The following is a 26617-nucleotide window of genomic DNA, read 5'->3' on the forward strand; positions in this document are numbered from 1 at the left end:
GTTGTCTACTTCAATAACTGTAGCGAATGGAGGGAGTCCCATGTCCATAGCCGAGGTGGTTCGAACCGCGGCCGATCGGTACGGGCCCGCGATCGCGATCCAGGACAACTGCGAGTCTCGAACGTTCACCGAACTGTCGGACCGGGCACACGCGCTGGCCGGGGGCCTGCACGGTCTCGGCATCGCGGCGGGGAGCCGGGTCGTGGTCCTACTCGGCAACTCCGCCGCCGCGGTCGAGGTCGATCTCGCGCTGGCGATCGGCGGGTTCGTCCGGGTCTCGCTCAATCCACGTGTGGGCCGGACGGATTGGGAACGCGTCGTCCACGACTGCGAACCGGACGCGCTGATCGTCGACCCGCGGATAGACGGCGCGGCCGAGTTCGCCGCCCGGACGACCACGCCGACCGTGATCTCCGTCGGCGGGACGTCGTCGACCGGGCCTTCGGTCGACGAGTTGGCGACCGGTGTCGCGGGCCGCGCCCCGTTACCCACACCCGAACCGAGTTCGCTGTGCGCGCTGCACTATTCGTCCGGGACCACCGGGATCCCCAAGGGCGCCCAGCGGACCCACGCGAACCGGCTGGCCTCGCTGGACGCGATTCGCGCCCACGTGCTCGCCGGCACCCTCGACGGAGCCGAGCCGGCGGTGTTCCTGCACGCGGGCCCCGTCATTCACACCAGCGGCTTGTTCGTGCTGCCGTTCCTCGAGGCCGGCGGGCGGCAGGTGCTGCTCGATCACGTCGGCCCCGCGGGTCTGATCGACGCCGTCGAGGCCCACTCCGCGACGCACACCGCGCTGGTGCCCACAGTCATCGCCCGACTGCTGGACTTCGACGACGATCGGCTGTCGGTGATGCGACGACGCATGCGCATGCTCGCGTATGCGGGCGCACCGATGCCGGTCGAGCACGTCCGGCAGGCGTATCACCGCATCACGCCCAATCTCGTGCAGTACTACGGAATGGTCGAGGCGATCCCACCCCTGACGGTGCTGACCGCAGCGGACCACCGCCGTGGCGTGCTCGAGAACGCCGACCTGCTCGGCTCGGTGGGGCGGACATGCCCGGGGGTGGACATCGCGTTCCGCGCCCTCGACGACACCGTCCTCGACGGCGAGGTCGGCGAGCTCGTCGTCACCGGCCCCGCCGTCAGCCCCGGCTATCACAATGCCGGCACGCGAACGGATTTGGGCAAGAGCCACGTCGACGGCCACCTGCACTCGGGCGACCTCGGCTACCGCGACCCGGACGGCTACATCCACCTGACCGGCCGCAGCAAGGACATGATCATCACCGGCGGATACAACGTCTATCCCCGCGAGGTGGAGGAGGCGATCTCCGCGATCCCCGGCGTCGACGACGTCGTCGTCGTCGGGCTGCCGGACGAGGTGTGGGGGCAACGCATCGTCGCCGCGTACACCTCGGGGGCCGCGGAGAGAATCGACGGCGGCGTCGTGCTGGCGGAGAGTCGCAGCCGTCTGCCCGACTACAAACGCCCCAAGGCCGCGCACCGCGTCGAGCGTCTCCCGTTGACCGCGCTGGGCAAGGTGGATCGGGCGGCGGCCACCGAGTTGCTCGACGTCCTCGTCCGAGCCACATCGTGAACGCACGCACACACTTTCACCGACATATCCCCACAGAGGACACCATGACCGACTCGTTCCTGACCACCCTGCGTCTGCCCGTCGTCGCGGCACCGATGTTCCTGGTGTCCGGCCCGGAACTCGTCACCGCCGCCTGCACCGCCGGCATCGTCGGCTCCTTCCCGACCCAGAACTGCCGTACCGCGGCGGATCTCGACACCTGGATGGGATCGATCACCGATCAGCTCCGCGCGGCGGAGGCCACCACAGCCCCGGTCGCCCCGTGGGCGGCAAACGTGATCACGCACAGCAGCAATGCCCGCCTCGCGGACGATCTGCGCCTCATCGCCGAGTACAAGCCGCAGATCGTCATCACCGCACTCGGGTCCCCGAAGCCCGTGATGGACATCGTCAAGGGCTACGGCGGCACGGTGATCGCCGACGTCGTGAACCTGCGCCTCGCGCACAAGGCCGCCGACGCGGGCGTGGACGGCATGGCCTGCGTGTCGGCCGGCGCAGGCGGACACACGGGCCACCTGTCGCCCTTCGCGTTCACGTCGGCCGTGCGCGAGTTCTTCGACGGGATGATCATCATCGGCGGCGGCATCAGCGACGGGCACGGTGTCGCGGGTGCGATCACCGCCGGCGCCGACCTGGTCTACATGGGCACCCGGTTCCTGGCGGCCGCGGAGAGCATGGCCGTGGACGGGTACAAGCAGATGGTCGTCGACGCCGGGCCCGACGACCTCGTGGTCAGTTCCGCGATCACCGGCACCCCGGCGTCCTGGCTCAAGCCCAGCCTCGTCGCCTGCGGACTCGACCCCGACAACCTGACACGCCCGTCCGGAGAAAAGAACTACACCGCGGGTGCGGAATCGATGAAGCGCTGGAAGGACGTCTGGGCCGCCGGCCAAGGGCTCCAGCCCATCCGCGCGATCGAACCGGTGAGCGCGATCGTCGAGACGATCGAAAGGGAGTACGTCGCGGCGCTGCAGCGGGCGAGTCAGGTGATCACGACCTCCGTGCGTTGAGTTCCGCGGGGATAGTCGAATCTTCTCCGCCATGGCTTCTCTGCCGAACCTCCTGCCCGCCTTCAATTCTGGGAGTGCGATAGAGACCTGCGGGGTGGCGGCTTCGCTCCGGCGCACCGCTCGAGCGAATGAACAGCGGGCACGTCTCACTCACGAATTTGCCGGGGCCCGGAACCCCATCAACTCGGAAGAGCCGCCGAAGGCGGCGGAAAGAACCAATCTGTGCATTCTTCTGTGGGCTGCACGGTGCTGCGATAGCGTCCGCGAATCGGGAGTCGATGCCAACCGTCGGTATCGAACGCGACTACACGGGAGCATGCCAATGAATCGCCGTTTTGCTGCGAGTCTGATGTTCGTCACCGCGGGAATCTTGATGGTGCCCGCGGCCGGCGCTGCCTCGGCGGCTACGCAGGGGGTCGGGTCCGTCTACTGCGCCTCCGGTGAAGTCAAGTCCGAAGATGGTTTGTCCTGCGCCACGACGGACATCAATGGGGAAATGGGCACCGGCTCCAGCGTATTCGGCATTGACCTCACCGACCTCGTGTCGCTGATCGGGTCGATCGCGAGCAGCTGAGCGCGGCAGGCGGTGCGATTCGCATCGCGCCATGTCCCGGCCCGGGTGCGGATCCGCAAGGATCCGTGCCCGCGCCGGGACATGCCGGATCGAGGCAGACATCGCGAAGCCAGGTGGGACGGGTCTCGGTCCCCGGAATCAACTTTCGTGGTGAACGGTAACGGTGCCGTTCCGATCCCACACGGCGACAAGCAGTTGGTCGGTGGGCTTGTCAGCACCGATCGCGAAGTCGAGTGCGAGGACCCGTTCCGTCGCCGCCGGGCTGATCGCGATACCGACGAGGACCAGATGGTCGAGGAAGACGCCGTCGGTGACAACCTCACCGGTGTCCACGTCGAACAAGTCGCACACCATCTCTTCGGGAATCTCCTCGAGATGAAAGTCGCGAAACAATGAACTTGTCGACTGGGGATCGGTCAGCTCAGCGGCGAAAGCAACGGAGGCCGCAGCGACCAAAGTCTGCACATCGCTGAGAGCCACTTCTGCCTTGTCGAGTTCGCTCTGGTTCAGAGTCTCATCACCCTGAATCCAATACCAGGCACCCACTCCGAATCCGTCTATGCCGGCGGGGAGCATGGCGCCGGCCAACGCGTCGTCGCCGAAATCGAGGGGGCCCGCGAACCGGCTCGTCATTTGATTCATGATCCGATCGTGCCATCCATCCGGGACGGGAAGCCGCGCCGCCCAGTTGATCTGGCGCCCGGACGGATCGAAGGCCCGACGATCAGGACCCAACGACTTCCCTTACACTGGTCCGGCAATGAAGCTCAATGGGGGGACGACCGGTCGTCCGAGGGCCGCCACGACCGATCCGACCGAAGACACCGGCTCACTCGCGGAGGATCTGCTCGTCATCGCGCGGGCACAGCGCGAGATGTACAACGACCCGCTCGCCGAGGGGCTGCTGCCGCTGATCCTCGATTCCTGCTTTCGGGATCCGATCACCGCAGATGCCTTCTCGGAGCAGTTCATCCATCGCCAACGCGCGGCGACCGTCAAGGTGCTGGAGAAAGCGATCGTGCGCGGCGAGATCCAACTTTGCGCGCCCATGCTGTTCCGTGCGGCACTTCCGGGCATGGCGCCGATCGACGAGGACTTCGAACGTGCGATCGTCGCATCGGTCCTCAGAGACCTGGGAGTCGCGAACGCGGAAGACGCGGTCGCTCAGGCCGTCCGGCAGATGGACCCGCTGCAAGGAGGACATCGTGGCGAAGCGTAAGACCCTGCCGAAGGAGTTCGACGAGATGCTGGAGACCGCATCGCTCGACGATCTGAAGGCGGTGTTCGACAGGACGATGGTCGATGCCCGCGGCGGATCCGGCAAGCAGACCGCCCTCGGATTCGTCGAGTGCCCGGACGAGCTGATCGTCTGGCTGGTCGAGCAGGGACTCGATGTCGATGCCGCGGACCTTTATGAGGACACCCCACTCTGGACGAGAGCATCGAGAGGTCGCGCGGAGCAGATCCCGCTCCTGCTGTCGCTCGGGGCGGACATTCAACGACCGAACCGGTACGGCGAGTCGCCGCTGCACGCGGCCACGGGAGGCCAACGCCCCGACGCGACGAGGGTGCTGCTCGAACACGGCGCCGATGCCCGAATCCTGAACGGCAGGGGCGAGACACCGATGCTCGCCGGCCTCCGACGCACGCAGAACTTCTTCATCCCGGGCATGGCCCGCGTCGCGAAGCTACTCCTCGACGCCGGGGATCCCGTGACCGAGGAGATGCGGGCCGCGGTGACCCGGATCGGCACGGAGTTCGAGTTCCACCGGGACAACTTCAACCCCGACTTCCTCGACGAGACCGAGGCCGGCCTCGCGGAGCTCTACCGGTTGTTCGGCGTCACGCCTGTTGCCGGGCGTCGGCGACACGACGGCGTCTCGCCGATCGCGGTTCCCGCGGGCGCGTGGCAGGACCAGCATCAGGCGCTCTGGGAGTTGCTGGTGCCGTCGAACGGCCCTGCGGCGACCGTGCAGGGCGAGGTGGTCCGCCTCACCGGACGGATCGCGCGGGAGATCCTCGACGACGGAAGCCCGAACTGGGGCCGCGACTTCAGGAACATGCTCGCTGCGCTGCCCGAGCACTACGCGAGCGGCACCCCGCTCCCGGCCGGCGAACTGCAGGAGGCCCAAAGCCTCTCGCGGGCCTTGAAATCCGGCGACGGGGATGACGCGCAGGTGTATCGCCTGAGCGAACTCGCGGTCGCGTGGGTCGCATTGAATCCGATATCGGTACCGCTGGGGAAGGTGAACTATGGGCGTTGATTTCGACGAACTGGAGCTGCGTCTGATGCGCGAGTTCCTGGAGAGAGCGTCCGCGACCGAGTGGTTGGTGACCGCACTCGCGACGAACTACGACGGCAAGTCCGAGCTGATCGCATGGATGGCCGCGCATCCGAAGCTCGATCGTGCCACCGCGGCGGCCTTGTACTGGTACTCCCAGCCCGGTTACTACCAGAGGTTCCGCAGCGAGGCCGATGTGCCGTCGGTCAATCGCGCGGGATGGGCGAATGTGCATGTGCTGCAGGACCGTGTCGTCTCCGGCACGGTGGCGGGCGCCGGTGCGTCGTTCGACCCGGCGAACGATCTCTCGACTCCGACCGGGAATCCGAAGCACCCCGGCCAGGACTGGACGGCGGAAGCGCTGGGCGCACAAGACGATCCGGGATGGCTGATCCCTCCGGTGATGTTCGAGTCCGTCACCGGAGACGACGTCGACATCCGCGGATACGTGGAGTCCCACGGATGGAACGAGGGGATGCCGCCTTCCGTGCTCGATGCGCTCGAAGCTGCATGGCGGGACGACGACGAGGACGAGGACGAGGAATGATGACTTGCTATGCGGAAGTCGAGAGCTCCGTTCGTGAGTGTGCAACCCACGCTACGGCCGAGGCGCAGGCCGCATTCGGGCTCGCGGTCACGCGGGAGCTCCTCACAGCGGATGGCGTGGCGGCGGCAGCGGCAGCAGAGCTGACGGAGGCCGGGGCACGCGCCGTCAGCGCGGCGGCCGACGGAGCAGGTACGGCGTCTGCCGAGCAGATTCGGGTATGGATCGAGGAGATCGACGAGGGCGATCTGTCGGACGGCGACATGGATCCGGATCTCCTGCGCGCGATCACCGCGCTGGAGACGTGGGCCGCCTATCTGGAGGATCGATCGCCGGAGCGGATCGCCGCACTGGGTATCGCGCTGCTCGAGCAGGCGGACTTCCAGGCAAGTGGGGCGCCGTTGGATGACTTCCTCGCGCCGCCGGAGACTCGGCAGGCGTTCGAGTGGATTCGTGCGTCGCTCACCGAGCCGGCGATGCATGGAAACGAGCCACCGGCTGTGTTCGAGAACAGCATCACGATCGACGGGGCGGACAAGGCGGCTGTCCGGCAGGCATTCGTCGATGGGGCGGTGTCGCGTCGCCTGCGGATCACGGGCATGATCGCGCTCCCGATCGCGCTGCTCGTCGGCATTGTGTCGGCGGTGTCGGGTCACCCCATCGGGGTGTTCGCGTTCGGGGTGATCGCCGCCCTCATCCTGCTGCTTGTCGTCTTCGTGGTCATCCTTCGTCGCATTGCCGCGAAGGCGGTCGACGACGCCATGAGTGTCGGATCGCGACTCACCGTGCGGATCGATGCGGACGGGCTGGGGTTGGGCGGCGGGTTCGGCTCATCGCGTGCGCCGTGGAATTCGCTCTCCGACGCGGTGCGCATCAAGGACGGCATCGTGTTTCGGAACATGGCGGGGAAGGCGGCGTTCTTCGTGCCGGGTCGCGCGCTCGACGACACCGCACTTGCACTGGCCGAGACGTACATCGATCGGGATCGGACACGGACCGGAGATGAGTGACGAGGGTCGCGATCAGACATGGCGTGATGACAAGGAGTGCGTCGCGTGAGCGAGACGTGCGACTGGGCTCGGCTCTTCCATGCCTATGGCGTGGCGATGGACACGCCCGCTCATCTGGAGGCGTTGGCGGGTGCCGACGAGACAGCGTTCTCGACGGCGATGGAGCATCTGTACAGTGCGGTGCTGCATCAGGGCACCATCTACCCGGCGACGGCACCCGCGGTTGCCGCTGTTGCACAAGCCGTGTCGTTCTGGAGCGGCGATGCGGACCGCAAGACCGCCTCAGCGCGCCTGCCTGCGCTGGCGGATTTCCTCGATGCGGCGGGCGACAGTCTGACCCAGGCCGGGGAGCTGGTCGAGGACGAAAGCGAGGTCGTGCCGCCTTCGGACGAGGAGGCACGCGAGTTCTTCGAGACGCTGGCGTCCGACGATGAAGAAGAATCGGAGGAGGCGTGGGAGTCGCCTGTGGCAGGCGTGCTCATGACCCTCGCCATCCCGGCGCTCCGGCAGCAGACGAACCCGGTCCTGGAGGGTCTGCTTCAGCTCATGGGATCGGATGCCGTTGCCCACAAGGCTGGGGCGGTGAGCGCGCTGGCGCGGTGGAACGGCAACTCCACCGCGCTGTATCAGCACCGAGTCGCCGCAGCGCTGTGTTCCTTCGCCGACAGCGCCACGGAGCGTGACGACCGGGCCGCGGCTGTTCTCGCTCTCGGCACCGTCGGAGCCGACGTCAGCGGCTGGCTCGCCGACGCCGACCCGGCGATCCGCGCTTGTGCCGCAATGCATCTGCCGTCTTCCGGGCAGGCGGCGGAAGAACTCGTTCGTGCGTTGACTCAGCCGGAAGAGGTCGACCAGTGGTTCGAACAGAAACCGAGCAGCTTTCCCATGCACGTCCGGTTCACGCTGCTGAACTCGCTCCTGCAACGGGAAACGTCCTTCGCCGCGATCCTGCCGGCGGCCGTTGCGATGGCGCAGCTTTCGACCCCGTACACGGCCGACAACGACTGGGGGCCGTTGCTTCGTGCCGCGTTCCCCGAGGTCGAGTTCGTTCCGGGCGAGTACCCACCGGTACCCGAGAACATCGGCGCGCCTCAGCGACAGTTCCTCGCGGCTTTGGTGGCGAACGAGAAGTTGTGGGGAACGAACATCGGCAACGCGGGTCTGGCGCTCATGCGCGTCGGCCTGCCGTATGACCGAGATGCGATCATGTTGCTGCTCAACGACGGGACCGGAGATGAGTGACGAGGGTCGCGACCAGGCGTGGCGGGACGAGCTGATCCGCCGGGGCGGCAGCATCCATCAGGACGAGGCGGAGCCGCTCAGCGATGAGGAGGACGCCGTCCAGCAGGCAGGCATCGATCGGTACCTCGCGATGCTCGATGCTCTCGACGGGCAGGCCGTCGAGGCGGAAACCGTCGAGGCGATCCTGTGGTCGTTGCACCCGCTCGACGACTACGGCATCTACGAGGCCGCCTACGGTGTTCTCTCGCAAGCCGATCCGGCAACGGGCGGAGCCGCCACCGCCCGGGTGCTGCCGAACTGGCTGGAGTCGCGCGGGGATCACGACAGCATCCGCACCGGCTCGATGTTCGTCACGGGTAGCGAGGACGCGACCCGCGCGTTTCTCACGGCGACCGACACCTGGGGCGATGCGCAACGCGCGCTCGTGCGCCGAACGCTCGGCCGCTGGGTCCGTGACGACGAGCAGTGGGAACCGATCCACGAGGCACTCGGCGGCACGAACAGGAAGCCGGTGCTCGACCCGATCCCGGACGACTGGCCCGAGGACTGGAGATCCGCCGCCGAGGCGTTCCGCGAGAGCGGTCGGGTCGATCGCGCCTGGACGAACGAGAAGGACTTCCCGAGCAACTTCGACCGCGTGTTCGCGATCATGGAGCTCGGCCACGGCGTGCGCTGGCGGGAGGTGCCCGACTTCCTCAACGCGCTACTCATGCGTCGGAGGAACGAACTCCCGAAGTTCATCGGTGCGCTCGCCGCGCTGCCCGACGATCGCCGCGAACGCATCGTCCTGGCCGTCGACGCCGCGCGCCCGGACACCGCCGAGTACCTGCGCGGGCTCTTGGAAGACCGCGAACGCCGCAGCTGATCGACGAATACCAGGCCTGTCGAAGGGCTCATCCCGGTCGCCGGGATCAACTTTCGTGGTGAACGGAGCTGTCCGACCCCAGCCGGCGGGATGCCGGGGAACTGATCGCAGGGCTGAACAGTGCCTGCCGCAGCGCGGACGCGGCCCGGCCCATTGCTTCAGGGCCTGATCGTCCAACGCCGACCATGTTCGCGAAGGAGTGGATGAGTCTGCGTTCGATGACATGCTCTACCGCGACACCTGCGTCGCGCAGTTTTTCGGCGTACTCATTGCCCTCGTCGCGCAAAGGATCGAACCCGGCGGTCACCACGTAGGCGGGCGGCAGTCCGGTGAGGTCACCGTAGATCGGGGACAGTAGCGGGTCTGTCCGGCTAGTCCCGGCGGTGACATAGCTGTCCTCGCTGGTGGCCACGAAACGTTTGGACAGGAAGAACCCGCTCGCATAGGTCGATCGGCTGGGGCGTCTGACGGCGAAATCCACCACCGGGTAGATCAGCAGCTGGAATACGGGCGGTACCGCAACTTCCCCCTGAACGGCGCGCTGAGCGAGCACCGTGGCGAGATTTCCACCCGAGCTGTCGCCACCGACGGCAATTCGGGTTGGGTCGATGCCGAGGCCGGTCGCGTTGGCGGTCACGAACGAGTACGCGGTCTCGACGTCGGCGCCAGCGGCGGGGAAGGGAAACTCGGGGGCGAGCCGGTAGTCGACCGCCACGACGCGGATGCCCGCCCGCTCCGCGAGGAAGCGGCACATCGCGTCATGGCTGTCGAGGTCGCCGTACACGAAGCCGCCGCCGTGGACGAAAAACAGGGCAGGGGATGCCGTGGCCAGACCGCGCGGGGTGTAGAACCGCAACCGGAGCGGACCAACTGGCCCGTCGATGTCGAGATCGGTGGCCGCGCCGATCGGCAGGTCCCCACCGACGGTTCTGGCGCTGCGGACGAGTGCGCGACGCCCCTCCGGGATCGGCTGTTCGTCGAATGGCTTGCCCTCGACCCTTTGCAGCCTGAGAATCAGCTGCATCTCGGCGTCGAGGATGTTGCCCTCGACCTCCACGGGCTGCCCCGCCAGGCGCCGGATGGCGCCGGAAGGCAGCGCCAGCAGGGCCTGTGCCGTGCGCCGTTTTGCGGAGTCGATCGCCCCAGCCATACGGGAGAGTCTATCGGCTGAACAGCGGATAGGTGAGGTGTTGGTCGCGCGTGACTGCGAGCGCTGCCGGAGCGCAATTGCTCGGGTCGGGAAGTTTCGACTTGCACAGGAGTCGGCAGCAAATCTAGCCAGAACTCAGACCAACAGGTGGCCGATTTCAGTCATCCGCGCAGGTTAGGGCCAGTCGATCAACACGTCGAGCTTGTCAATCAAGGTGGGTCATCTTGCTAGTTTCGCTTCATCTCAACAACAGCTGCAGGTTCGGATCTACTTGTCCGAGCCACCTGGTGGAGACCGAGAGTAAGCGTGGCCGCGCGGCACAGTGCCTCCAGCGCTCGTACTCGGCGCGCCGGCGGGCATGATCCGCCGCTGTTCCTGGCCACATCTGCGATCGCCACTTCTTTGGGGCGACGCGCTGACGGCGCTGATGCTCCCCGCCTTCGAGCTGAACGGAGAGTTCCAGAGCGCCATGGCCGTCGAGCATGCCTGAGCCGACGAAGTCGGGCAGCCGCCGGCCGCGTCTCAGCGCGATCCGAACTGAGCCTCAGCGACCGAAGAGACGGCCGAAGAACCCGCCCCGGCCCGACGCGAGCGGCGCCCACTCGAGATTCCACAGCTCCTCGACCGTGATCCCGGCGAGGCGGCAGACAAACGCCAGGTGCGCGTCCTCCGGGTCGTCCTCGGTCTCGAACACCGCCTCGGCGTCGATCGGGGCGCCGAGGTCTTCGGCGACCTCACGCTCGGCGAGCACTCGGAGGCGGGGGTGGTCGCCGAACGACTGGACCACGTAGACGTCGCTCGTGCCACCGAGGGTGACGAGCACCGTTCCCGCGGGCGGCCCGGAGAGCTGCGGAAGCTGCTGGAGATCGAGACCGGGATCCACGAGCAGCACGTGCGCGCCGACCTGCGCGGCCGACGGGCCGGCCGCGGTGCTGCGGCTCGCGCCGTCGAAGTCGGTGGTCGATTCGGCGTCAGCTCCGAAGGCCGAGAGGTCGGTGTTCGGTACGAAGCCCAGCATGAAGTTCATCGACATTGCGACAGCCTAACGACCGGTGACGACAGTTCCCCGGATCGAGAAGCAGCCGGGTTGGCGCGCGCTACTCGCGGTCTGCCCGCCCGTCCGCGTACTGCGCGACCACGCGGTCACGCCATGCGCGGAAGTCGTCGAAGTTGCCGGCGAGCGCCTGCCGTAGCTCGGCGGCGCTGTTCACCCAGTCGATGTCCTCCTGATCGGGCACATCTTCCGGGGCATGGTTGGCGCCGGGGACGAGGTAGGTCGGATTGCCCTGCAGATTGGCGATGAGGAACCCCGCCGCGACGCACAGCTCATAGATGAACGTCGTCTCCTCGTCCGACAGCGAGGCGTGATCGATCCCACCGCTCAACGGCTCCTCCTGATCGAGCGGGTCGAGGTGCAGGTCGGTCCAATGCCCGTCGAACGAGAGCGCCTGCCCGTCCGCATCGACGAGAAGCGAACCTCGGCCGGCGCTTCCCGCCGCGCGCAGGCCGCGCGTCTCGAGGAAGGCGGCGACGGCATCGCGATCCGCGTCGCGCTGCTCGTCTCCGTGGACGCGTACGAAGATCAGTGAGAATCCCATGCCCGGAATACTGTGCCATCGCGCGCACCTCGGCAAGGAAGACAATGACGGTCGCGGACGATGCCCTGCTCACACAGTGCGAGCTACCGAGACGGCACCTCGCTGCGGATCCCAGAGCATCAGGCCATGGCTCAGTGCCACCTCCATCAGGACGCCTGTGTAGCGCGCAACCGCCGAATGCGGGGCATGGATGATGATCCATGCGGTCTCGCCATCTCGACCCGAACTCGCGATCAGTGCGTTGTCAGGATCCGTCGCCTCACCCGGAAAGAGGGCAGCGATCTCCGCAAGGACCGCCTCTGCGTCGAAGTCCCCCATCGCCGGATGTCCATGCTCCTGGGTAATTGCATGCCAGGCGTCGAGGACCATAGCGGTCTTCGTCGTCGCAGCGCGTTTCCAGATACCGAAGTCGTAGCTCATTCACACTCCAATGACGCGTCAGTGTCCTGCTGGCGATCCAACCATCGAACACCAGGCGAGGCAGGCGCAACACTCTTGGTTCATGCTGCCGCCAAGCGGATGCGGGCCGACTCGACCACCCCGGCGCAGAGTTGCGGGTCACCGGCCACGACGGGCTGCGGCTGACCGCGTTCGTCACCACCATCTGCTGCCATTTGCCGGATCTGGAACTGCGGCGCCAGCATCGGGCCCACTGCGAGGACCGCATCCGGACCGCGAAAGAATTTGAACCACAGAACCTTCCGCTACACGGATCCGATCAGAACCGGATCTGGCGGGCGATCGTGGAGCCGGTCTGCGAGTTGACAGCGTGGACGCAACTGTTCGCATTCGAGGGCCACCCTGACCGACGGTGGGAACCCGAACAGCCACGGCTGCAGACTTTTTCGATTGCCGGGCGCATCACCCTGCACGCCCTCCGCATCCATCTACGATTGTCCACGCACGCACCGCAGGTCGACCTACTGACCGCCGGACTCAGGCGCCTCGCGGCACTGCCGACACCGATCCGAAACCGCTCAGGCCAGCACGCGGGGCTCGAGAAAGATTGAGGCTAGGTCTCCGATCGAACGAGAAACCCGCCGGGGGTAGGTTCCGGACGAACTTCTCCGATCGTCCCGCGACATCAACGTCTTTCACGACAGATGACCGCGAAATCCGGCCGTAGACGGCCGTTCCCACGGGCCGTGCGTCACAGGGTCGATCATCCGGCGGATCAGGGATGTTCTGTACTCAGGTGGTCGCTGACGGTGTCCGCGATGTCGCCGAGGACCTCGAGTTGCTGAGGGGTGAGCAGGTCGATGAAGCAGTGCCGTACGCTCGGCGCCTACTGCGTGGGCTGCTGCTGGATCCTGATGGGATTGCTGTTCGTCGGCGGCGTGATGAACCTTCTGTGGATCGCGGCGATCGCCATCTTCGTCCTGCTGGAGAAGATGATCCCGTTCGGTGACGTGAGTGGACGGTTCGCGGGCGCAGCGATGATCCTGGTCGGCGCGTTGAGTTTGGGCCTGTGAGGCGCGCGGCACTCATCCGGGTGACTCGACCGCGTCGGCGTCCACAACGTCCCCGGGAACTACAGCTAGTCGTGCTGGAAAAGGTGGTCATAGCCGATGGCGAAGGTGAGGTCGGACGGTTCCACCATCACCGTGCGCCGGTCACCGACCTGCGGTCGCACGCTACCTGTGGGCACCTCACAGCCCGCGTCGAACGTGTCAAAACCCGGGCCACTGATACGGACCGTCAGTTCGGCGATGTCCTGGCCCTCGTCGCTGCCCCGGATCCGGTTGACGGCGAGGATCTCCGCCGTCGCCGCGATCCCAGCGGCCCGGAATCGCTTTTCGTCCCAACGCCACCCGTAAGTACTGACTGCAAGCCCGATTCCGATCGGGAGGGTGAAGACTCCCCACCACAAGCCGGTCGCCAGCGAACCGTCGGCCCACCCGGCAATCGGCCCGGCCAGGATGAGACCACCCGCGATCGAATACGTCATCACCCCGCCGGCGGGACCGATGAGCTCGACCTGTCGCGGCCCCTTCGCGTTCTTGTTGGACACCTCGACACCCTATGTGTGGCACCACGCTTACAACGCGCCGTTCGCTTCCCGGGCTCGGATCCGGCCAGCGGGAAATTCCTGTACGCGGGCTCCCCGCCCCGCCACGTGTCCTGTTTATCGATCGCCGAACGCACACCGGATCGAGAGCTGCGGAATGGAAGCCCAGGGGAGAATGTTCACCGCCAGCCTCCTCATGCCGGCGAGCCGTCTTGTGCCCCGGCTGAGCTGTGCGTGGGGACGGAGACCAGAAGCGAAGGACGACATGACCGGCAAGCACTTCGAGCTGACCGACGAAACGCGAAACCACTTCGGCCACAACCTGCATCGCATCCGTGCCACACGCGACATGCCACGGTACGGCGTCCGCAAGGGCGACGTCGGAGGGTGGGTTGAATGCGAACGCAATGTCTCCGGGTACGCGTGGGTGTCAGGCGACGCGAGGGTGTTTGGCGACGCATGGGTATCCGACAACGCGGAGATCTCAGGCAACGCGGAGGCCTCAGGCAACGCGAGGGTGTCCGGCAACGCGGAGGTGTCCGGAGACGCGCGGGTACACGGCGACGCGCGGGTATACGGCGATGCGCGGGTATACGGCGATGCCACCGTGTTCGGCAACGCGGACGTGTCCGGAGACGCGACGGTGCACGGCGAGGCGAGGATATTCGGCGACGCGGAGGTCGAAGGCAACGCCAGCGTGTACGGCAACGCGGACGTGTCCGGCGATGCGAGGGTATCCGGCCACGCCGAGGTGTACGGCCGAGCAACTGTCACCGAGCGCCAGGACATCCTCGTCGTCTACCCCATCGGCTCCCAGTCCGTCGCCGCGACTCTCACTCGCACCGCCGCCGGCCACAACTTATCGGTCGGGTGTTGGCATGGCGGCACCATCGACACACTGCCTGCCGAGGTAGATCGGCGCTCACAGACGTGGCCAGGAACAGAGCAAGATCATGCCCGCTGGCGCGCCGAGCACGAGGCGCTGGAGGCGCTGTGCCGGGCGCGTATCGCTGGGTGGAAGCGTACGGACGAAGGCCCTGCTACCGACTGTCCTGTTTGACGATCACGACCAACGGTAGTCCGTGGTCCGGGCACCCCTGATCGCCTCGGTGTCGTCGGTGTCACAGCACGTTTCCTAGGATCGGGGCGTGCCCGATTCAAGATCACCCAAGACCCGGGCGCGGGACATCGACCGCGCGCAGACCTGCAGCCTGCTCGACGCTGCGTACGGGGACGGTCAGCTCGGTGTCGACGACTACGAGGCGCGCACCGCGGCCGCGATGCACGCGGAGACGCTCGGCGATCTGTGGGCACTCACCGAGGATCTGCAGGTCCGAGACCATCTTCGCGAGTCGCCGGAGTCGCCCGCCGACGAGGCCGGACAGTCGCACCGCCGTGGCCTCGTCCTGGCCGCGATGCTCGTTTCGGCGGTGGTGGTCTGCGGCGTCATCGGCTACCTGCTGTCCGGCAGTGTTGCCGGTGGTGACCAGTCGACCGGTGGTTCAGGATCGACTGCTGCCCAGCCTGCGGCGGCCGGTGAACCGGACCCGATCGCGGTCGAGCCGATCAACCTGCACACCGCCGACGGCATCCGCGAGTTCGTGCGATTGTTCGAACTGCAGTTCCGCGACACGATCGCCGACGATATCGATCTGTACCGGGACGACGCCATCGTCGTGCGGATGGTTCCCCAGCAGCCGCACCGGTACCTGCGGTGGCGGTTCAGCGGCGGGTTCGAGCAGTGGACCAACCTGCCCGGTCTCCGGGATCGGGATCGGGAGACGGTCGACCTCGCTCAGCTCGATGCCGACCGCATCGGTGGCCTGATCACCAGCGCGCTCCAACAGGTACATCTGCCCAGCGGACGCATCGATCGTGTCGCGATCCGCGCCAACAACGGCCAGTCGCTCGTCACCGTGTACGTCGTGGACAACGACGAGTCCAGAGGGAACGTGACAGCGACACTCGGCGGCGAGATCGTGGAAGTCCAGACCGCACGGCAGGGGTGACCATGGCGACCAACCGCCGCCGACGGGCGACGACCGTGCCGGTACGTGCTCGGGACATCGACCGGGCCGACGCCCTCGCCCTCCTCGACGCCTCCTACGAGACCGGGCAGCTGAGCCCCGACGAACACCGGTCGCGCGTCGAATCCGCCGCCACCGCAGCGACCCTCGACGAACTCGACCGGCTCGTCGGTGACCTGCAGCTCACCGACGAGGTCGTCGGGAGAACACGGTTCACGCCGCCACCCCCGGACCCGCAGCCCGCGCCGTCGACTTCCACTGCGTCGGCTTCCACTGCGTCGACCTTTCCGGGATCCACGCCACGGCGCCGCGCCGTGGTCCTGGCCGGGGCAGCGCTCGCAGGGGGGCTGCTGTTCGTGACGCTGGTGGGCAAGGCGCCCGACTCGGGAACGAACTGGGCGGCGCCGGAGACCTCGGACAGCTCGGCGCTGTTCACGTTGGCAGGGTTCGGGCAGATGCTCGACGACATCCAGCGTGAGTTCGGCGACCTCGTCGTCGACCGCATCACCATCTACCCTGACCGCGCCGAAATAGAGCGACCCATCGAGGGTAAGCCCGGCCAGGACCAGAGCTACCGCTACCAACTCATCTCCGGTACAGGAGAACTCACCGACCAGGGCACGTCCTCGCGTAGCAGTGACGCGGTCCCCAACGATCTCACTCCGCTCCGGCAAAACCTGCCACGCGTGATCGGGCTGTTCTCCGGAGCAGACCGCACCCTCCGGGTCGAGAACCCGACCTCGGCGCACGTGATCATCGGAGCGAGCGGGCCGATCGTCGAGATGAACCTGACGAACGACGAGCAGGGCACGACGGGCTACCTCAGCGTCGGGTTCGACGGGGTCATCCGACGCATCCACCGATCGGACCAGTGAGCGCGGACCAGCTTCACGCGATGTCGCGGGTACGGGTGACCCACCAGCCCAGGCCGCTTTCTCGAATGAGCTCGACAAAGTTCAACGGCACGGCCCACAAGATCATCTGTATGTCATTTGTGGTTCAGCCCGCTGACAGTTGCTGATGGCCCGAAGGTGCCCAACATGGGTGTCCTGTTTGACGATCGGTGAGCGGGACTGGGACAGGTCGTAAGAAGGCGGGCAAAACCACGACCTCAAGTGCAAATTGGCGATTCAGACGAAGCGCCGTTGAGCTTCGACATCCAAGCGACGCTCATCATGCTCACCTACGCAGGATGCCGGCGCACCTCCCGACTGCGAGCGTGGCCGGTGCCCGGTCGCTGTAGATTGCGGCCGCGGCATCGGCCGACAGAGGCTTCGAGGCGTCGATCCATTCCCGTTTCCCCGGCGCGCGGAACCGCTCCAGGTAGGCCGCCCGATCCACCGCCGTGAAGGCTTCTGCAATCGCGGCACTGAGCCCAGGGATGGACGTCAGGACGTTCCGACGAAAGACGCCCGGGAACCCCCCACCGCCTTACCCGTCACGTCAGCTCCCCTCCACAGTCATGATGCACCAAGTCCGACCGCCCTCGGCCAGATCCACGACGAGCGCCCATGGACCAGCACGAAGGACACCCGGCGATCGTCGTCGCAACCGCGATGCAAGGGGGAACGTGACACCTCAGGCGTGGTTCGTGCCGTGATCGGCGAACTCGGCAAAGCTCTCCACCTGGTCAAGGTCCGGGTCGAGGGCGCGGGCGAGCCAGAGTTCGTACCAGTCGAGGAACGTCAGCGGCTCGCGGGTGTCCGGGTGGAGCACCGGCAGCGCGGCGGCGTGCTCGTAGCTGTGCCACCACACCTGCCCCGCGGCCGGGCCGCGCAGGATCAGGAGGTCGTACATGCCGCATCCCTCGTTCGCGAGGAATGTCGCGCCTCGGTGGATCCGGCCGATGTTCTCCGTCCACTGGAACTCGGAGTCCTCGGCGGCGGGCGGGCAGGGTCGCTCGGCGGTGAAGGGGAAGTCCGCGGCGTAGTCGATCGCGGCGTCCTCGGCCTCCTGCGCCAGCGGGAGAAGTCCGAGCATCGGTCCGGCTCCGCCGTCGCCCACCCGGGTGATCCACTCGCGGTAGTCGGCCGGAAGGCCGACGCCGAGCCGGTTCTCGAATGCCGCGAGGACGTCCGGGTCCGCGGTAGCGGCGTGCTCGTAGCGATGCACGGCCGCCCCGTGGATGTGGCAGCTGTAGCCGATGACCTCCCGGTCGCCGAGCGGGACGACGGTGGTCTTCAGATCGGCTGCTCGTAGTCGGTCGAGGCCGGTCAGGATCTCGGCGATCCGGTCCGGGTGCGTTTGCGCGTGTTTCATGCTCACATCCTGACGGATGCGACGACTTGCCTCTGAGTTCGGTGACACACCTACATTGACAGGCGCGTCCGACCACGGTCAAAGTGCACAGGCTACTTTGACGGATCTCGGGAGAGTCGGCGAAGCCCGTCGATATAGGTGTACCGCCGGATCGAAAGGTGGTCTGCTACGCCATGACCCCACAACCGGCTCGTTCACGGACCGCACAGCAACGGATCCCACTCCTGGCCGATTGCATCGCGTCGACACGGCGAGAGACGATGCGCCCGTGAGTATCTCCGACAAGAAGGCTACCGACCTCAATGCACTCGCGGACGATGGCGAACAGAACGTAGAAAGTGCATCTCGTCCAATCCCGTACGTGCCCAAGTCGCTTTCGGACATCGATCTTCGCCATGTGTGACCACCGCTGAGAAGGCTGCGGTCATACGTCAACGGGGCATCCGGGTACTCGAGCACTCCCTGAACGCCTACGGGCGCGCCGGCAAGCCGTGCCCGCGTTGCGGCCCGCCGATGGTGCGGGAGACCTTCATGAACCGCGGTTCGCACTTCTGCCCGAGGTGCCAGCGACGGCGCTGACGCTCGTGTTCGATGCCGGGAAGGATGTCGAGACTTGGCGCGTGAGCGCAGTCGCTTCTGGCTCTGTGGCTCAGGTCTACGTCAACGCGGAGTGAGCGAGCGATCGGCGTGTAGCGCGACGTGAACGTGTCCGTGGCTTGCAGGCGCTGATGCTTGACGCCGGAGCGCCTCGGGTCGCGGTGGCGTCCCGGCGGATCTCAGCCTCGAGCGGATCCGGATGAGCTGTGGGTCAGAGACGGGCAGGTCTCAGCGGCTCAATGACCTGGGCCTCGGAGCGCTCGCGCAGCTTGAGAAGCGCCTCGTCAAGGCTCGAGCCGAGCAGGTGGAGGGTGTTCATGCCGCGCGATTCCCACACCGGAAACTCCTCGTCGGCATTGCGGCTTGCGACGTCCCAGAGGAGAAGGTCGCCGTTCTCGCTCCAGCCGAAGACCTCGAGTCGTTCGGCGAGGTCCCAGCTACCGTCGGGCTCGATCATCCAGCCGAATTCCTCCTCTTCGCCGTCGCGGAAGACCGCGTGGAAGTGCTCGGTGAGGTTCGCTGCACGGGCCCGCCCGTCTGCGAAACCGGGTTGCACGGGCGGGTAGATGAGCCACAGGCCGAACGTGCGGGCCCAGCCGCAGGAGCGAACAAACTCGCGGTAGCTCTGGGGGTACCCGCCGCCGTCCGGGAAACGGAACGAATCGACTGCCTCGAAGTCGACATGCTCGAACGAGGGGGATTCAGGCGCGGGGACACTCATGACTCGATTATGGTCGGATTGCTGAAGCCACGCCCCTGGAACCAGATGGAGTGAAGGCGGCGACCGTCAGTCCCACACCACGAACACGACGCGTTCGTGTCCGGACACTGCAGGGATCCGGCAGTACTCCTCGCCCGACATCGGACGCCAGTTGACCGTAGACATCGCAGGTAGAGCCCAGGATCGCGTCGAACCGCGCTAGTTGAACCAGCGGCGCGTTTCGCTAATCTTCGCTGCAAGTCGACAGGAGTGTAGGTTCCGGATCTACTTGTCCGAGCCGCCTGGGATTTCCGAGATCTTCCGCGACACTTGTCCACGAAATTCCGTGCGAAGATGTCCCTTTCCACAGCCCTGGTCCGAGTCGAAGCCAGGTCATCGCGGCCAGGCTGACTCTCGGTCTCCACCGTCACCTTTTCGCAGCCCAAGTAGCGCGTAATTCGGGGGACACTGCCCCTAGAAAAGGAGGTGACTGACGATGGGTGACACCTTCTGGTTCCTCCCGTTACCGTATGAGACCCTGCGATGGCCGGCCGCGACCTATCCGTGCCTGGTCGACTTCCAGCGCAGTTGCTTCCCTGGGTAACGCACAGGCGGGCCAGCGAGGTTTGGATTGCTGGCCCGCTGTCATGCTCTCAGTTGTTGGTGACGACGAGGTTGTCGCCGACCTGGCTCGGGTTGGAAAGGATGCTGGCGAGGACCGGCGCGAACTTGACGTAGCGGAATCCGTTTGTGTCGACGCCATTCACCATGCCGACGATCTTCGTGGTGCCGTACATGTAAGCAGGACCGCCCGAGTCACCACCGTTGGACGAACCACACGATCAGATCCGGGTCGCATTCTGCGAGCAGCCCGAGAATCCGCTCGGCTTCGGAAACCGCCGGGTCGACGCATGGCACGGCGTCGGCTGCGGTGGACGTCGGGGTGACGGTGATGGCGAGACAGTATTCGCTGTCGGAAGCTCGAGCCGGAGCCGCGTAGACAGCTATTTCCACTGGTAGGTGGAGCGGATGTCCATCCAAATCTTCTGTTCGACCACCTCCGAGGTCTAGCCTGACCTGACAGGGTCGGGACGGTCAGGCACCCCCGGGGGTTTGCACATGATCCCCAATGGCTGGAAGTGGGGACTCCCCTTGCAGCGGGAGTGGCGTCGCACGATCTGGGCCGTGATCCCATGTGACCTCGGCGGACACTGCACCTGATTGGAAGTGAACTCGGATGGACCCATACGGGATTTGGTTCGGCCCCATCGGCAACCTGTTGGACATCGTGAACTACTGGCTGACCTTCGGGCACCTGCCCGGCTGAACGCCTGGAACAACGACAGCGGGCCAGCATGATTCGATTGCTGGCCCGCTGTCATGCGCTCAGTTGTTGGTGACGAAGAAATTTCAAACCCATTGAGAGTGCACTCGATTCAAGAATCCGGAGTCGGCTCGCTGGCTTCGCGGGGTGACGGCCTGGTTCTCATGCTTGGTCTGGGTCGTAATTTCAGCTAGATTCTTGGGCCGCCTGGGGTTGCGCTGCCGGGTGTAGGTGCGTTCCATCTGCTCGAACGGTGCAACACGGCGGCGAGTAATAGAGTGACGAGACCTGGCCCCGATTGTTCTTGGAGGTCGCCGTGATCGATTTCGTTCGCCGATCGGTCGCCTGCGCGGCCATCGTGGCCGGTTCGGTTCTGGCCGGCGGCCGTCGCCTCCGCCGCGGCCACCGTTCCGTTCCAGATCGACCCGGCGCCGTTCGGGAACCCGAACGGCAGCTTCGACGTACCCGCGTTTCGCTGCGTGGCCGTGGTCGGCGAACAGCCCGGGACGGTGACGATCACCGGCCCGAAGGAGGGCCGGTGGGGATGTCTACTTCCGTCAAACGTGCACTGGCTGAATCTGTCTAGTGGAGCCTCCGGCTCCGCCCAGATGTCGGGCGGCTTGGACGGACGCCCGGCAGCGGTCCTGCCGACCGGGACCGGGCAGGTTGTCGTCGCCGTGGTAATCGATGGCAGCACGATCATCACACCGGGCGTCGCAGCCGTCTACGTTCCGTAGACGACTGCCCCGCGGGCCCGGGAGGACGCGCTGGTCTCCACTCACCAGGTTCGGAGACGCCCGAACCGACTGACTTCGTAGCGGCTTTCGCGATGTGTCTCAGGAACCCGCCTCATACTCCTCACGTCCTCTCGACCGCGGAGCAGTCCCTCGGACCAGAGGAAGCCCGAAAGCGATCGATTCCGGCCGCCGGAGGCGGCTGGCCCGAACCGATCTGCCGGAACCGGCCCAAAACTCCTGGCCGAAACTGGTTCACCCGAATCCTCGAACCCGATTTACCTGCCACCGGGCGCTGTCCTGTTTGACGATGGCCTGTCAGGACGGTGTGCGACGGTTCAGGACCGGCTGCGGCCCGGGCCGCAAAGCGCGAGGCGCATCGGCTGGTGTCTGGGCCGTGGTCATCGTTCAGACTTCGCCTGGGCCGACTACCCGCAGCCCCTCGGGTGGCACCTCCCGGACGAGGAACTTGTCGTCGATGTCGATGACGATGGCCACATAGAACACCGGCCGGCCGTCGATTTGAACGTGGCATCCGATGTTGAAGCCCAGGAGTCGGGGGATCCGCTGGAGGACTGGTTCGCCGCCCACGATGCCGGCGTCGGGATGCAGCCGCGCAGCTTCGGCCAGAATGGCTCGCTGTACGACGCCTCGGTCGATCAGGTCGTCGTCATCGGTCAGCAGCGAGAAAGATACCGGTTCAGTACATACGAACGGCACCTCGAGCTTCATCGGTTGCGGCACTCCGTCCTGTGGTGCTGGGGGGACGTAGGGTGCGAACGTGATGCGGTATGCCGCGATCGGTCGATGGGAGCCACGGTCGATGACGAACGTCCAGTAGCCGTTGTGTGTCGGCACGGTACCGCGCAGCGCTGGTCCCCCGCTCGAGGTCGCGCCCAGGAACTCGTCGTAGCCGAGAAGTTCAGCGTGCGTTCCATGTTCGGCGTCGCGGGTGTGAGCATGAACCTCGGCCAGTTCGACCTCGAACAGTGACACCGGGTAGCGATACTTCCGCCCGGCGATCTGGGCGTGGAACTCCCTGAGGGCGTCGGTATCCAGATCGTCTGCGATCCAGTGCGCGATCTCGCGTGTGGTCACTTCCTCGATGGGACGGACGGGTTCCGGGAATCCACGAAACACTCCGTCCTCGTCGACGCTGTCCGCGAAGGATTCGAAGTCCATGTTCGCGATCGACAGGTTGTTCTCCACGCCACACATCTCCGAGGGAATGACGCGGAAGGTTCTTCCACGAGGCCGTTCCGGTTCGTCGGGCCCGGTGTAGACGGCGACGATGGGCATCTCGGGGTTCTTCACCGTCTCGGCGTCGACGAGAAACACGTAGTAGGGCGGCGGTTCGCCGATTGCCTCGAGAAGTCCGTCGACGGTCAACCCGTCGTACTCCGGATTGTCGATGCAGGTGAGGTAGGCGGCGAATTCGGTGTCGCCTTCCTGCGGTACCGGAGCCATTGCTGCTACGGCAATGTCCCGCCAGGCGGCGTCGTCGCTGAAATCTGTACGGATGAGCAGTGACTCGTCCTCGAGATGGTCGGCAAGGACTCGTCCCGTTCCGAGAGTGGCGAGCACCTCCGCTTCGCGGCGATCGTGCTCCTCGATGGCTAGTTCGGCCGTGATATCAGCGGGATCGCGATCAGGTGGGTCGACTGGAACGATCGAGTCCACGATCCGAACACAGTCGTCCCGGTTGATCTCCTGGTAGCTGCGGATTTCGTATGTCCAGTCACCGATGGACTGGCGGTAGCGTTCCGGTGTCGAATCGTTCGGCCACTCGGCTTTCGGTTCGCCGATCGCTGTCACCCATCGGCGCAGTGTGAACTGTGGCGTATACCCGCTGATCGACAGACTCAGTTCGCCGGCGCGAGCATCGCCGGATTGAGGCTGCACGTTTGTCGTCATCGGCAGCCACGTCGGAAGCGCCTGAGGAATCCCGGCCAGGACGCGCTGACGTTCCTCGTGCTCGCGATGGAATCTCGCGATGTCATCCTCGGCCGGGCGTGACGGGCCTGTCCATGTGAACAACGTAGGCTCGAATGCGTCGTCCAGACTCGGGTTTTCGAGCTCCATCCAGTCCTCGCCTCGCTGCCACCGCACAGCGATACCGAGTTCCGCGTCGAACACATAGGTGACCGTTTCGTTCGCATGCTGGTCGAGGGCGCTCACCTCCCAGCCGTCGCGGCCACGAACGCGGACTGCTCTGGGTGCACTCGGTCCGACGAATCGTTGGTCGTCGAACCCGCGAGTTGTCTTGGCAGGAAACACGTCGTAGGCGCGTAGAAGAAGGGACGGCGAGCCAGTCCCCATGGTTGCGTACATGGTGTCGGGGGACTTGACGGCGTGGACCATCGTGCCGTCCTCGTCGCGCGACCATCTGTCGGTGGTGTTCTCGATGAAAGTGGGCTCACCGGAATCATTCTCGTAGCGCCAAGCTTCCTCAGGCGCGTGCCACACGCGTTCCCGAGATCCGTCTGGCCGGTGGACCGTTCCGCGAGCGGTCCGTCCCATCGTGCCGTAGTTCGAGCCTCGGACCCGTTCCCACGTCGGCGTCATGATCGGAACGTACCCGACGGTATTCTTCGTCGTTTACTGGCGTCCGTCCTGCACGCTACAGGGCGACCTTCGAGCTACAGGAGCGATGATCTGCCGCACCTTCGGTCCGAGGAGCACGCTGCCCGCATCCGCTCGCTGGGACTCCCGGAGGTAGTCGTGCGCATCGCCCTCGAGGGGGGCGAGACCGTGCACCCGGTTCCGCAGAACCTGGCCGACTCTGCTTGGGCGCCAGCCTGGTCGAGGCCCTGGATCTTCTGCTCAACGACAGGACGAGTGGCACCTGCCCTGCGCGAAGCACCGCCGCGATCGCGGCCGACGCCGTCGAATCCGGGGGAGGCAGAACGAGCGGCTCCCGCTTCCCACCGACAGCAGGTGGTGAGACGGCTCGGGCCAGGAGCGAACGGCCGTTGCGAACGCCGGTCAGCAACATCGCTCGCCGGATCGCTGCCCGAACGGGCATCCGCTCAGCCCGGGCCACTGCCTCGTCGGGTGGGAAGCGGGCGCCGTCACCTACGCGCCGCCGTGCACCGGACCGGCGCCGCAGCGAGAGCGGTGGGCGAGCGGTTTCTCAAATCGGCCGCCACAAAGCGGACCGGCCGGTACGGTCATGCGGCATTGCTCCTCCACAGACAGGACATCTTCGTATGAAGCGCACCACCCGACTACTCGCGGGAGCGTTCGCCGCCCTGGCCATGACCGTGGGGCTCACCGCCACGACGACCAACACCGCCGCGGCGGTCGGCACAGACGCAAGTCCACGGGATTACCAGCCGTACGATCCGGCCACAGTCAGCTCGGTCCCCATCGCGTATCCCGGCATGTTCATCGATTTCACCGGCGACATGAGTCCCAGATCTCCCACAGATACCGCGTTGAAATACTACGGTAAGTACTGCACGCTCGGCGTCGTCGGAACCGATTCGGCAGGCCGAAAGATCGGAATCACCGCAGGTCACTGCAACGAAGCGCAACTGGTACCGGACCCCGCGAATCCTGGACAGCTCAAAAAGCCCGGACAAGACGCGAACCTGGAACCGTGCACCAGCCAGGCGGCCTGCGTCAATCCGGACTACCCCAAATACCCCGGTGTCAAACCCGGCACATCCGTTACGAACAACGATCACCCCGTCTACGACTTCAATGCCGTCAAGTATGCGCAGAAGAACAATAAGCCACAGGTGAACCCCATCGGATGGGTCCGTTGGGTAGATGCGAATGGTCTCCTGAAGAACGGCGAGCAGAACCTGGAGACAACCACCGACTACATGGTCATCGAGTTCGCCCCCGAGGTCCAGCTGTCGAGTCAGGTGAGGGACAAGGACGGCAATGCCGCTCGCCAGTCAGGCGGGGGTCTCTTCAAGGTCAATTCGATCTACAGCGGTGCCGGCGGGGCTCCTGCCCTGCCTCCGATTGCCATCGGGCTCAATACTTCCACCTGGATCGAAAACTACGGCGCACGCTCTGACCGCACCCCCGACATCTTCTCGGTCGGGGTTAATCGAGGGGCGGTAGGCGCGGTCAACAACGGCATCATCCGTTCCTACGCCGCCAATAAGAACGGCGATTCCGGCGGGCCTGTTGTTATGAACGGCACCGGCAAGTGGGTCGGAATCACATTCGGTGCGGTTCCCGGACTTGTGTCGCCGTACAGCTCCACGTCCGCCAAGAACATCCTCGACAACCTGAACTCGCGCAATGACGTCGGCAGCGGCTTCGTCATCACCAACAACTGACATCTAGTGTCACCATGAGCCCCGCAGGACCGCGTCCGGGCCTGCGGGGCTCGTCGCTGTAGCGGCGCCGAGCTGACGACTGTGATGTTCGCGGTCGTCGTCGAGCCGGGCGAGCCTGGATGGGTCTCGCCGGTTCGGGCACCTCAACGAGGCCTGCCACTTCGGCCTTCTTCGATATCCGTGCAGCCAAAACAGATTGAGTCGTTCGACCTCCCCAAGACCCGTGAAGATCTCGTATCGCCATCCGACAGCCGCACACGCCGAGCGGGTTTTGTCCGCCTGCAAGGTGAACTTTTCATCCAGCCGCCGCGGATTCCGCACATCCCACAGGGTTACGGCGCCATCAGCATCGGTAGACAACAGGTCCGGCACGTGACGGAACTTGCGCGGCTCCGTCCAGCGCAGCTCAACCGGTTGCGCAACCAGCCAGGTGATCGAAGACAGCCGATCGAGTCTGCGCAGCAAATCGTGCTCAAGCCCGGACTCGAGCGCGAGGTGCCCACCCGTGGTGGTCGAGAAAGCGGTCGAAGGCAGCGATTCGGTAGATCGGCTCGCTAAAGTAGCGTCGCGTTTCGCTAATCTTCGCTGCAGGTCGACAACAGACAGAAGAGGCTCCGTCGGGGAGTACGCCGCAGCCCGCGCAGACGTAGTGCTCGTCAAGGCCTCCCGCGGGGCCCGCCTTGACGAGGTCGCCGCCGCGCTCACATAACTCGTGAGCGTAACTCGTGAGCGCGAGCTTCTTCAGGCTACGGCGCCGGCGCGGACATCTTGCCGCTGTTTCGTTCCGCGCAT

General features: G+C 65.8%; 26 protein-coding genes and 2 pseudogenes. 17 read left to right on the plus strand and 11 right to left on the minus strand.

The features are described 5' to 3' along the window. The first annotated feature begins 40 nt into the window (after positions 1-40). The 3 genes from J2X34_RS11380 to J2X34_RS11390 all read left to right on the plus strand — a co-directional run bounded on the left by J2X34_RS11380 (position 41) and on the right by J2X34_RS11390 (position 3187). Positions 41-1603 (plus strand): class I adenylate-forming enzyme family protein, encoded by a 1563-nt coding sequence (locus tag J2X34_RS11380; RefSeq protein WP_429517272.1) that lies wholly within the window; start codon positions 41-43, stop codon positions 1601-1603. A gap of 44 nt (positions 1604-1647) precedes the next feature. After that, positions 1648-2613 carry an NAD(P)H-dependent flavin oxidoreductase gene (locus J2X34_RS11385; protein ID WP_429517274.1) on the plus strand — a complete coding sequence of 322 codons (966 nt, stop codon included), beginning with the start codon at positions 1648-1650 and terminating at the stop codon, positions 2611-2613. Positions 2614-2935: 322 nt separating this feature from the next. Continuing rightward, complete coding sequence (locus J2X34_RS11390) at positions 2936-3187, plus strand: hypothetical protein (RefSeq protein WP_114724392.1); 252 nt, start codon at positions 2936-2938, stop codon at positions 3185-3187. Between the two features lie 138 nt (positions 3188-3325). Here J2X34_RS11390 and J2X34_RS11395 read toward each other — a convergent pair whose 3' ends face one another. After that, on the minus strand, positions 3326-3829 hold the full coding sequence (locus tag J2X34_RS11395) for a DUF2004 domain-containing protein (RefSeq protein ID WP_429517276.1): 504 nt from the start codon (positions 3827-3829) through the stop codon (positions 3326-3328). A gap of 46 nt (positions 3830-3875) precedes the next feature. Between J2X34_RS11395 and J2X34_RS11400 the strand changes: the two genes are divergently transcribed. The 6 genes from J2X34_RS11400 to J2X34_RS11425 are packed head-to-tail and all read left to right on the plus strand — an operon-like array spanning position 3876 to position 9130. Continuing rightward, positions 3876-4406, plus strand: coding sequence for a TetR-like C-terminal domain-containing protein (locus tag J2X34_RS11400; RefSeq protein WP_181818962.1), 531 nt, complete (start codon positions 3876-3878; stop codon positions 4404-4406). Next, positions 4393-5451, plus strand: coding sequence for an ankyrin repeat domain-containing protein (locus J2X34_RS11405; protein ID WP_114724395.1), 1059 nt, complete (start codon positions 4393-4395; stop codon positions 5449-5451). The genes J2X34_RS11400 and J2X34_RS11405 overlap by 14 nt, the downstream gene beginning before the upstream one ends. After that, complete coding sequence (locus tag J2X34_RS11410) at positions 5441-6016, plus strand: DUF4274 domain-containing protein (protein ID WP_429517279.1); 576 nt, start codon at positions 5441-5443, stop codon at positions 6014-6016. Before J2X34_RS11405 ends, J2X34_RS11410 begins: the two co-directional genes overlap by 11 nt. Beyond that, positions 6013-7023: a hypothetical protein gene (locus J2X34_RS11415; RefSeq protein ID WP_114724397.1), complete on the plus strand. Its 1011-nt coding sequence runs from the start codon at positions 6013-6015 to the stop codon at positions 7021-7023. The genes J2X34_RS11410 and J2X34_RS11415 overlap by 4 nt, the downstream gene beginning before the upstream one ends. Positions 7024-7068: 45 nt before the next feature. Then, on the plus strand, positions 7069-8265 hold the full coding sequence (locus tag J2X34_RS11420) for a hypothetical protein (RefSeq protein ID WP_147283592.1): 1197 nt from the start codon (positions 7069-7071) through the stop codon (positions 8263-8265). Further along, positions 8258-9130, plus strand: a complete 873-nt coding sequence (locus J2X34_RS11425) for a hypothetical protein (RefSeq protein WP_114724399.1) — start codon at positions 8258-8260, stop codon at positions 9128-9130. The genes J2X34_RS11420 and J2X34_RS11425 overlap by 8 nt, the downstream gene beginning before the upstream one ends. A gap of 46 nt (positions 9131-9176) precedes the next feature. On the opposite strand, the gene J2X34_RS11430 is transcribed toward J2X34_RS11425, so the two are convergent. From J2X34_RS11430 to J2X34_RS11445, 4 genes are all read right to left on the minus strand, one after another. Next, a complete protein-coding gene (locus J2X34_RS11430) occupies positions 9177-10280 on the minus strand; it encodes an alpha/beta hydrolase (protein WP_114724400.1) in 1104 nt (367 codons plus the stop codon). A 544-nt stretch (positions 10281-10824) separates the two neighbouring features. Further along, entirely contained in the window at positions 10825-11313 is a 489-nt protein-coding gene (locus J2X34_RS11435; protein ID WP_429517282.1) for a hypothetical protein, read from the minus strand. 64 nt (positions 11314-11377) lie between these two features. Next, positions 11378-11878 carry a hypothetical protein gene (locus J2X34_RS11440; protein WP_114724402.1) on the minus strand — a complete coding sequence of 167 codons (501 nt, stop codon included), beginning with the start codon at positions 11876-11878 and terminating at the stop codon, positions 11378-11380. A gap of 69 nt (positions 11879-11947) precedes the next feature. Next, positions 11948-12298 carry a hypothetical protein gene (locus J2X34_RS11445; protein ID WP_114724403.1) on the minus strand — a complete coding sequence of 117 codons (351 nt, stop codon included), beginning with the start codon at positions 12296-12298 and terminating at the stop codon, positions 11948-11950. Between the two features lie 116 nt (positions 12299-12414). Here J2X34_RS11445 and J2X34_RS11450 point away from each other — a divergent pair. Both J2X34_RS11450 and J2X34_RS11455 read left to right on the plus strand, forming a co-directional pair. Further along, positions 12415-12888: pseudogene (locus tag J2X34_RS11450) on the plus strand (transposase); the annotation flags it as partial. Between the two features lie 249 nt (positions 12889-13137). After that, the gene (locus tag J2X34_RS11455) at positions 13138-13350 is read left to right on the plus strand and encodes a DUF2182 domain-containing protein (RefSeq protein WP_114724405.1); all 213 of its coding nucleotides are present in this window, start codon (positions 13138-13140) and stop codon (positions 13348-13350) included. A gap of 65 nt (positions 13351-13415) precedes the next feature. Here J2X34_RS11455 and J2X34_RS11460 read toward each other — a convergent pair whose 3' ends face one another. Beyond that, complete coding sequence (locus J2X34_RS11460; protein ID WP_429517285.1) at positions 13416-13889, minus strand: hypothetical protein; 474 nt, start codon at positions 13887-13889, stop codon at positions 13416-13418. 262 nt (positions 13890-14151) lie between these two features. Here J2X34_RS11460 and J2X34_RS11465 point away from each other — a divergent pair, with 262 nt between their 5' ends. The 3 genes from J2X34_RS11465 to J2X34_RS11475 all read left to right on the plus strand — a co-directional run bounded on the left by J2X34_RS11465 (position 14152) and on the right by J2X34_RS11475 (position 16788). Further along, positions 14152-14946, plus strand: coding sequence for a hypothetical protein (locus J2X34_RS11465; protein WP_429517287.1), 795 nt, complete (start codon positions 14152-14154; stop codon positions 14944-14946). A gap of 88 nt (positions 14947-15034) precedes the next feature. Beyond that, positions 15035-15895 carry a DUF1707 SHOCT-like domain-containing protein gene (locus J2X34_RS11470; protein WP_429517289.1) on the plus strand — a complete coding sequence of 287 codons (861 nt, stop codon included), beginning with the start codon at positions 15035-15037 and terminating at the stop codon, positions 15893-15895. Positions 15896-15897: 2 nt separating this feature from the next. Next, positions 15898-16788, plus strand: a complete 891-nt coding sequence (locus tag J2X34_RS11475) for a DUF1707 SHOCT-like domain-containing protein (RefSeq protein WP_429517291.1) — start codon at positions 15898-15900, stop codon at positions 16786-16788. Positions 16789-17491: 703 nt separating this feature from the next. Here J2X34_RS11475 and J2X34_RS11480 read toward each other — a convergent pair. Further along, complete coding sequence (locus J2X34_RS11480) at positions 17492-18172, minus strand: SMI1/KNR4 family protein (protein ID WP_429517293.1); 681 nt, start codon at positions 18170-18172, stop codon at positions 17492-17494. A 268-nt stretch (positions 18173-18440) separates the two neighbouring features. Here J2X34_RS11480 and J2X34_RS11485 point away from each other — a divergent pair, with 268 nt between their 5' ends. Next, a complete protein-coding gene (locus tag J2X34_RS11485) occupies positions 18441-18575 on the plus strand; it encodes a hypothetical protein (RefSeq protein ID WP_258557743.1) in 135 nt (44 codons plus the stop codon). A 27-nt stretch (positions 18576-18602) separates the two neighbouring features. Continuing rightward, positions 18603-18751, plus strand: a pseudogene (locus tag J2X34_RS11490) (zinc finger domain-containing protein); the annotation flags it as partial. Between the two features lie 229 nt (positions 18752-18980). Here J2X34_RS11490 and J2X34_RS11495 read toward each other — a convergent pair. The 3 genes from J2X34_RS11495 to J2X34_RS11505 all read right to left on the minus strand — a co-directional run bounded on the left by J2X34_RS11495 (position 18981) and on the right by J2X34_RS11505 (position 23993). After that, entirely contained in the window at positions 18981-19490 is a 510-nt protein-coding gene (locus J2X34_RS11495; RefSeq protein WP_174914085.1) for a hypothetical protein, read from the minus strand. Between the two features lie 632 nt (positions 19491-20122). Continuing rightward, a complete protein-coding gene (locus J2X34_RS11500; protein ID WP_174914087.1) occupies positions 20123-20266 on the minus strand; it encodes a hypothetical protein in 144 nt (47 codons plus the stop codon). A 1669-nt stretch (positions 20267-21935) separates the two neighbouring features. Beyond that, a complete protein-coding gene (locus tag J2X34_RS11505) occupies positions 21936-23993 on the minus strand; it encodes a DUF6924 domain-containing protein (protein ID WP_429517295.1) in 2058 nt (685 codons plus the stop codon). 743 nt (positions 23994-24736) lie between these two features. Here J2X34_RS11505 and J2X34_RS11510 point away from each other — a divergent pair. Continuing rightward, a complete protein-coding gene (locus J2X34_RS11510) occupies positions 24737-25825 on the plus strand; it encodes a hypothetical protein (RefSeq protein WP_429517297.1) in 1089 nt (362 codons plus the stop codon). A 9-nt stretch (positions 25826-25834) separates the two neighbouring features. On the opposite strand, the gene J2X34_RS11515 is transcribed toward J2X34_RS11510, so the two are convergent. Continuing rightward, complete coding sequence (locus tag J2X34_RS11515) at positions 25835-26530, minus strand: TnsA-like heteromeric transposase endonuclease subunit (RefSeq protein WP_429517299.1); 696 nt, start codon at positions 26528-26530, stop codon at positions 25835-25837. Positions 26531-26617 lie beyond the last annotated feature (87 nt).

The organism is Rhodococcus sp. BE178 (genome assembly GCF_050433545.1).
Lineage (GTDB): Bacteria > Actinomycetota > Actinomycetes > Mycobacteriales > Mycobacteriaceae > Prescottella.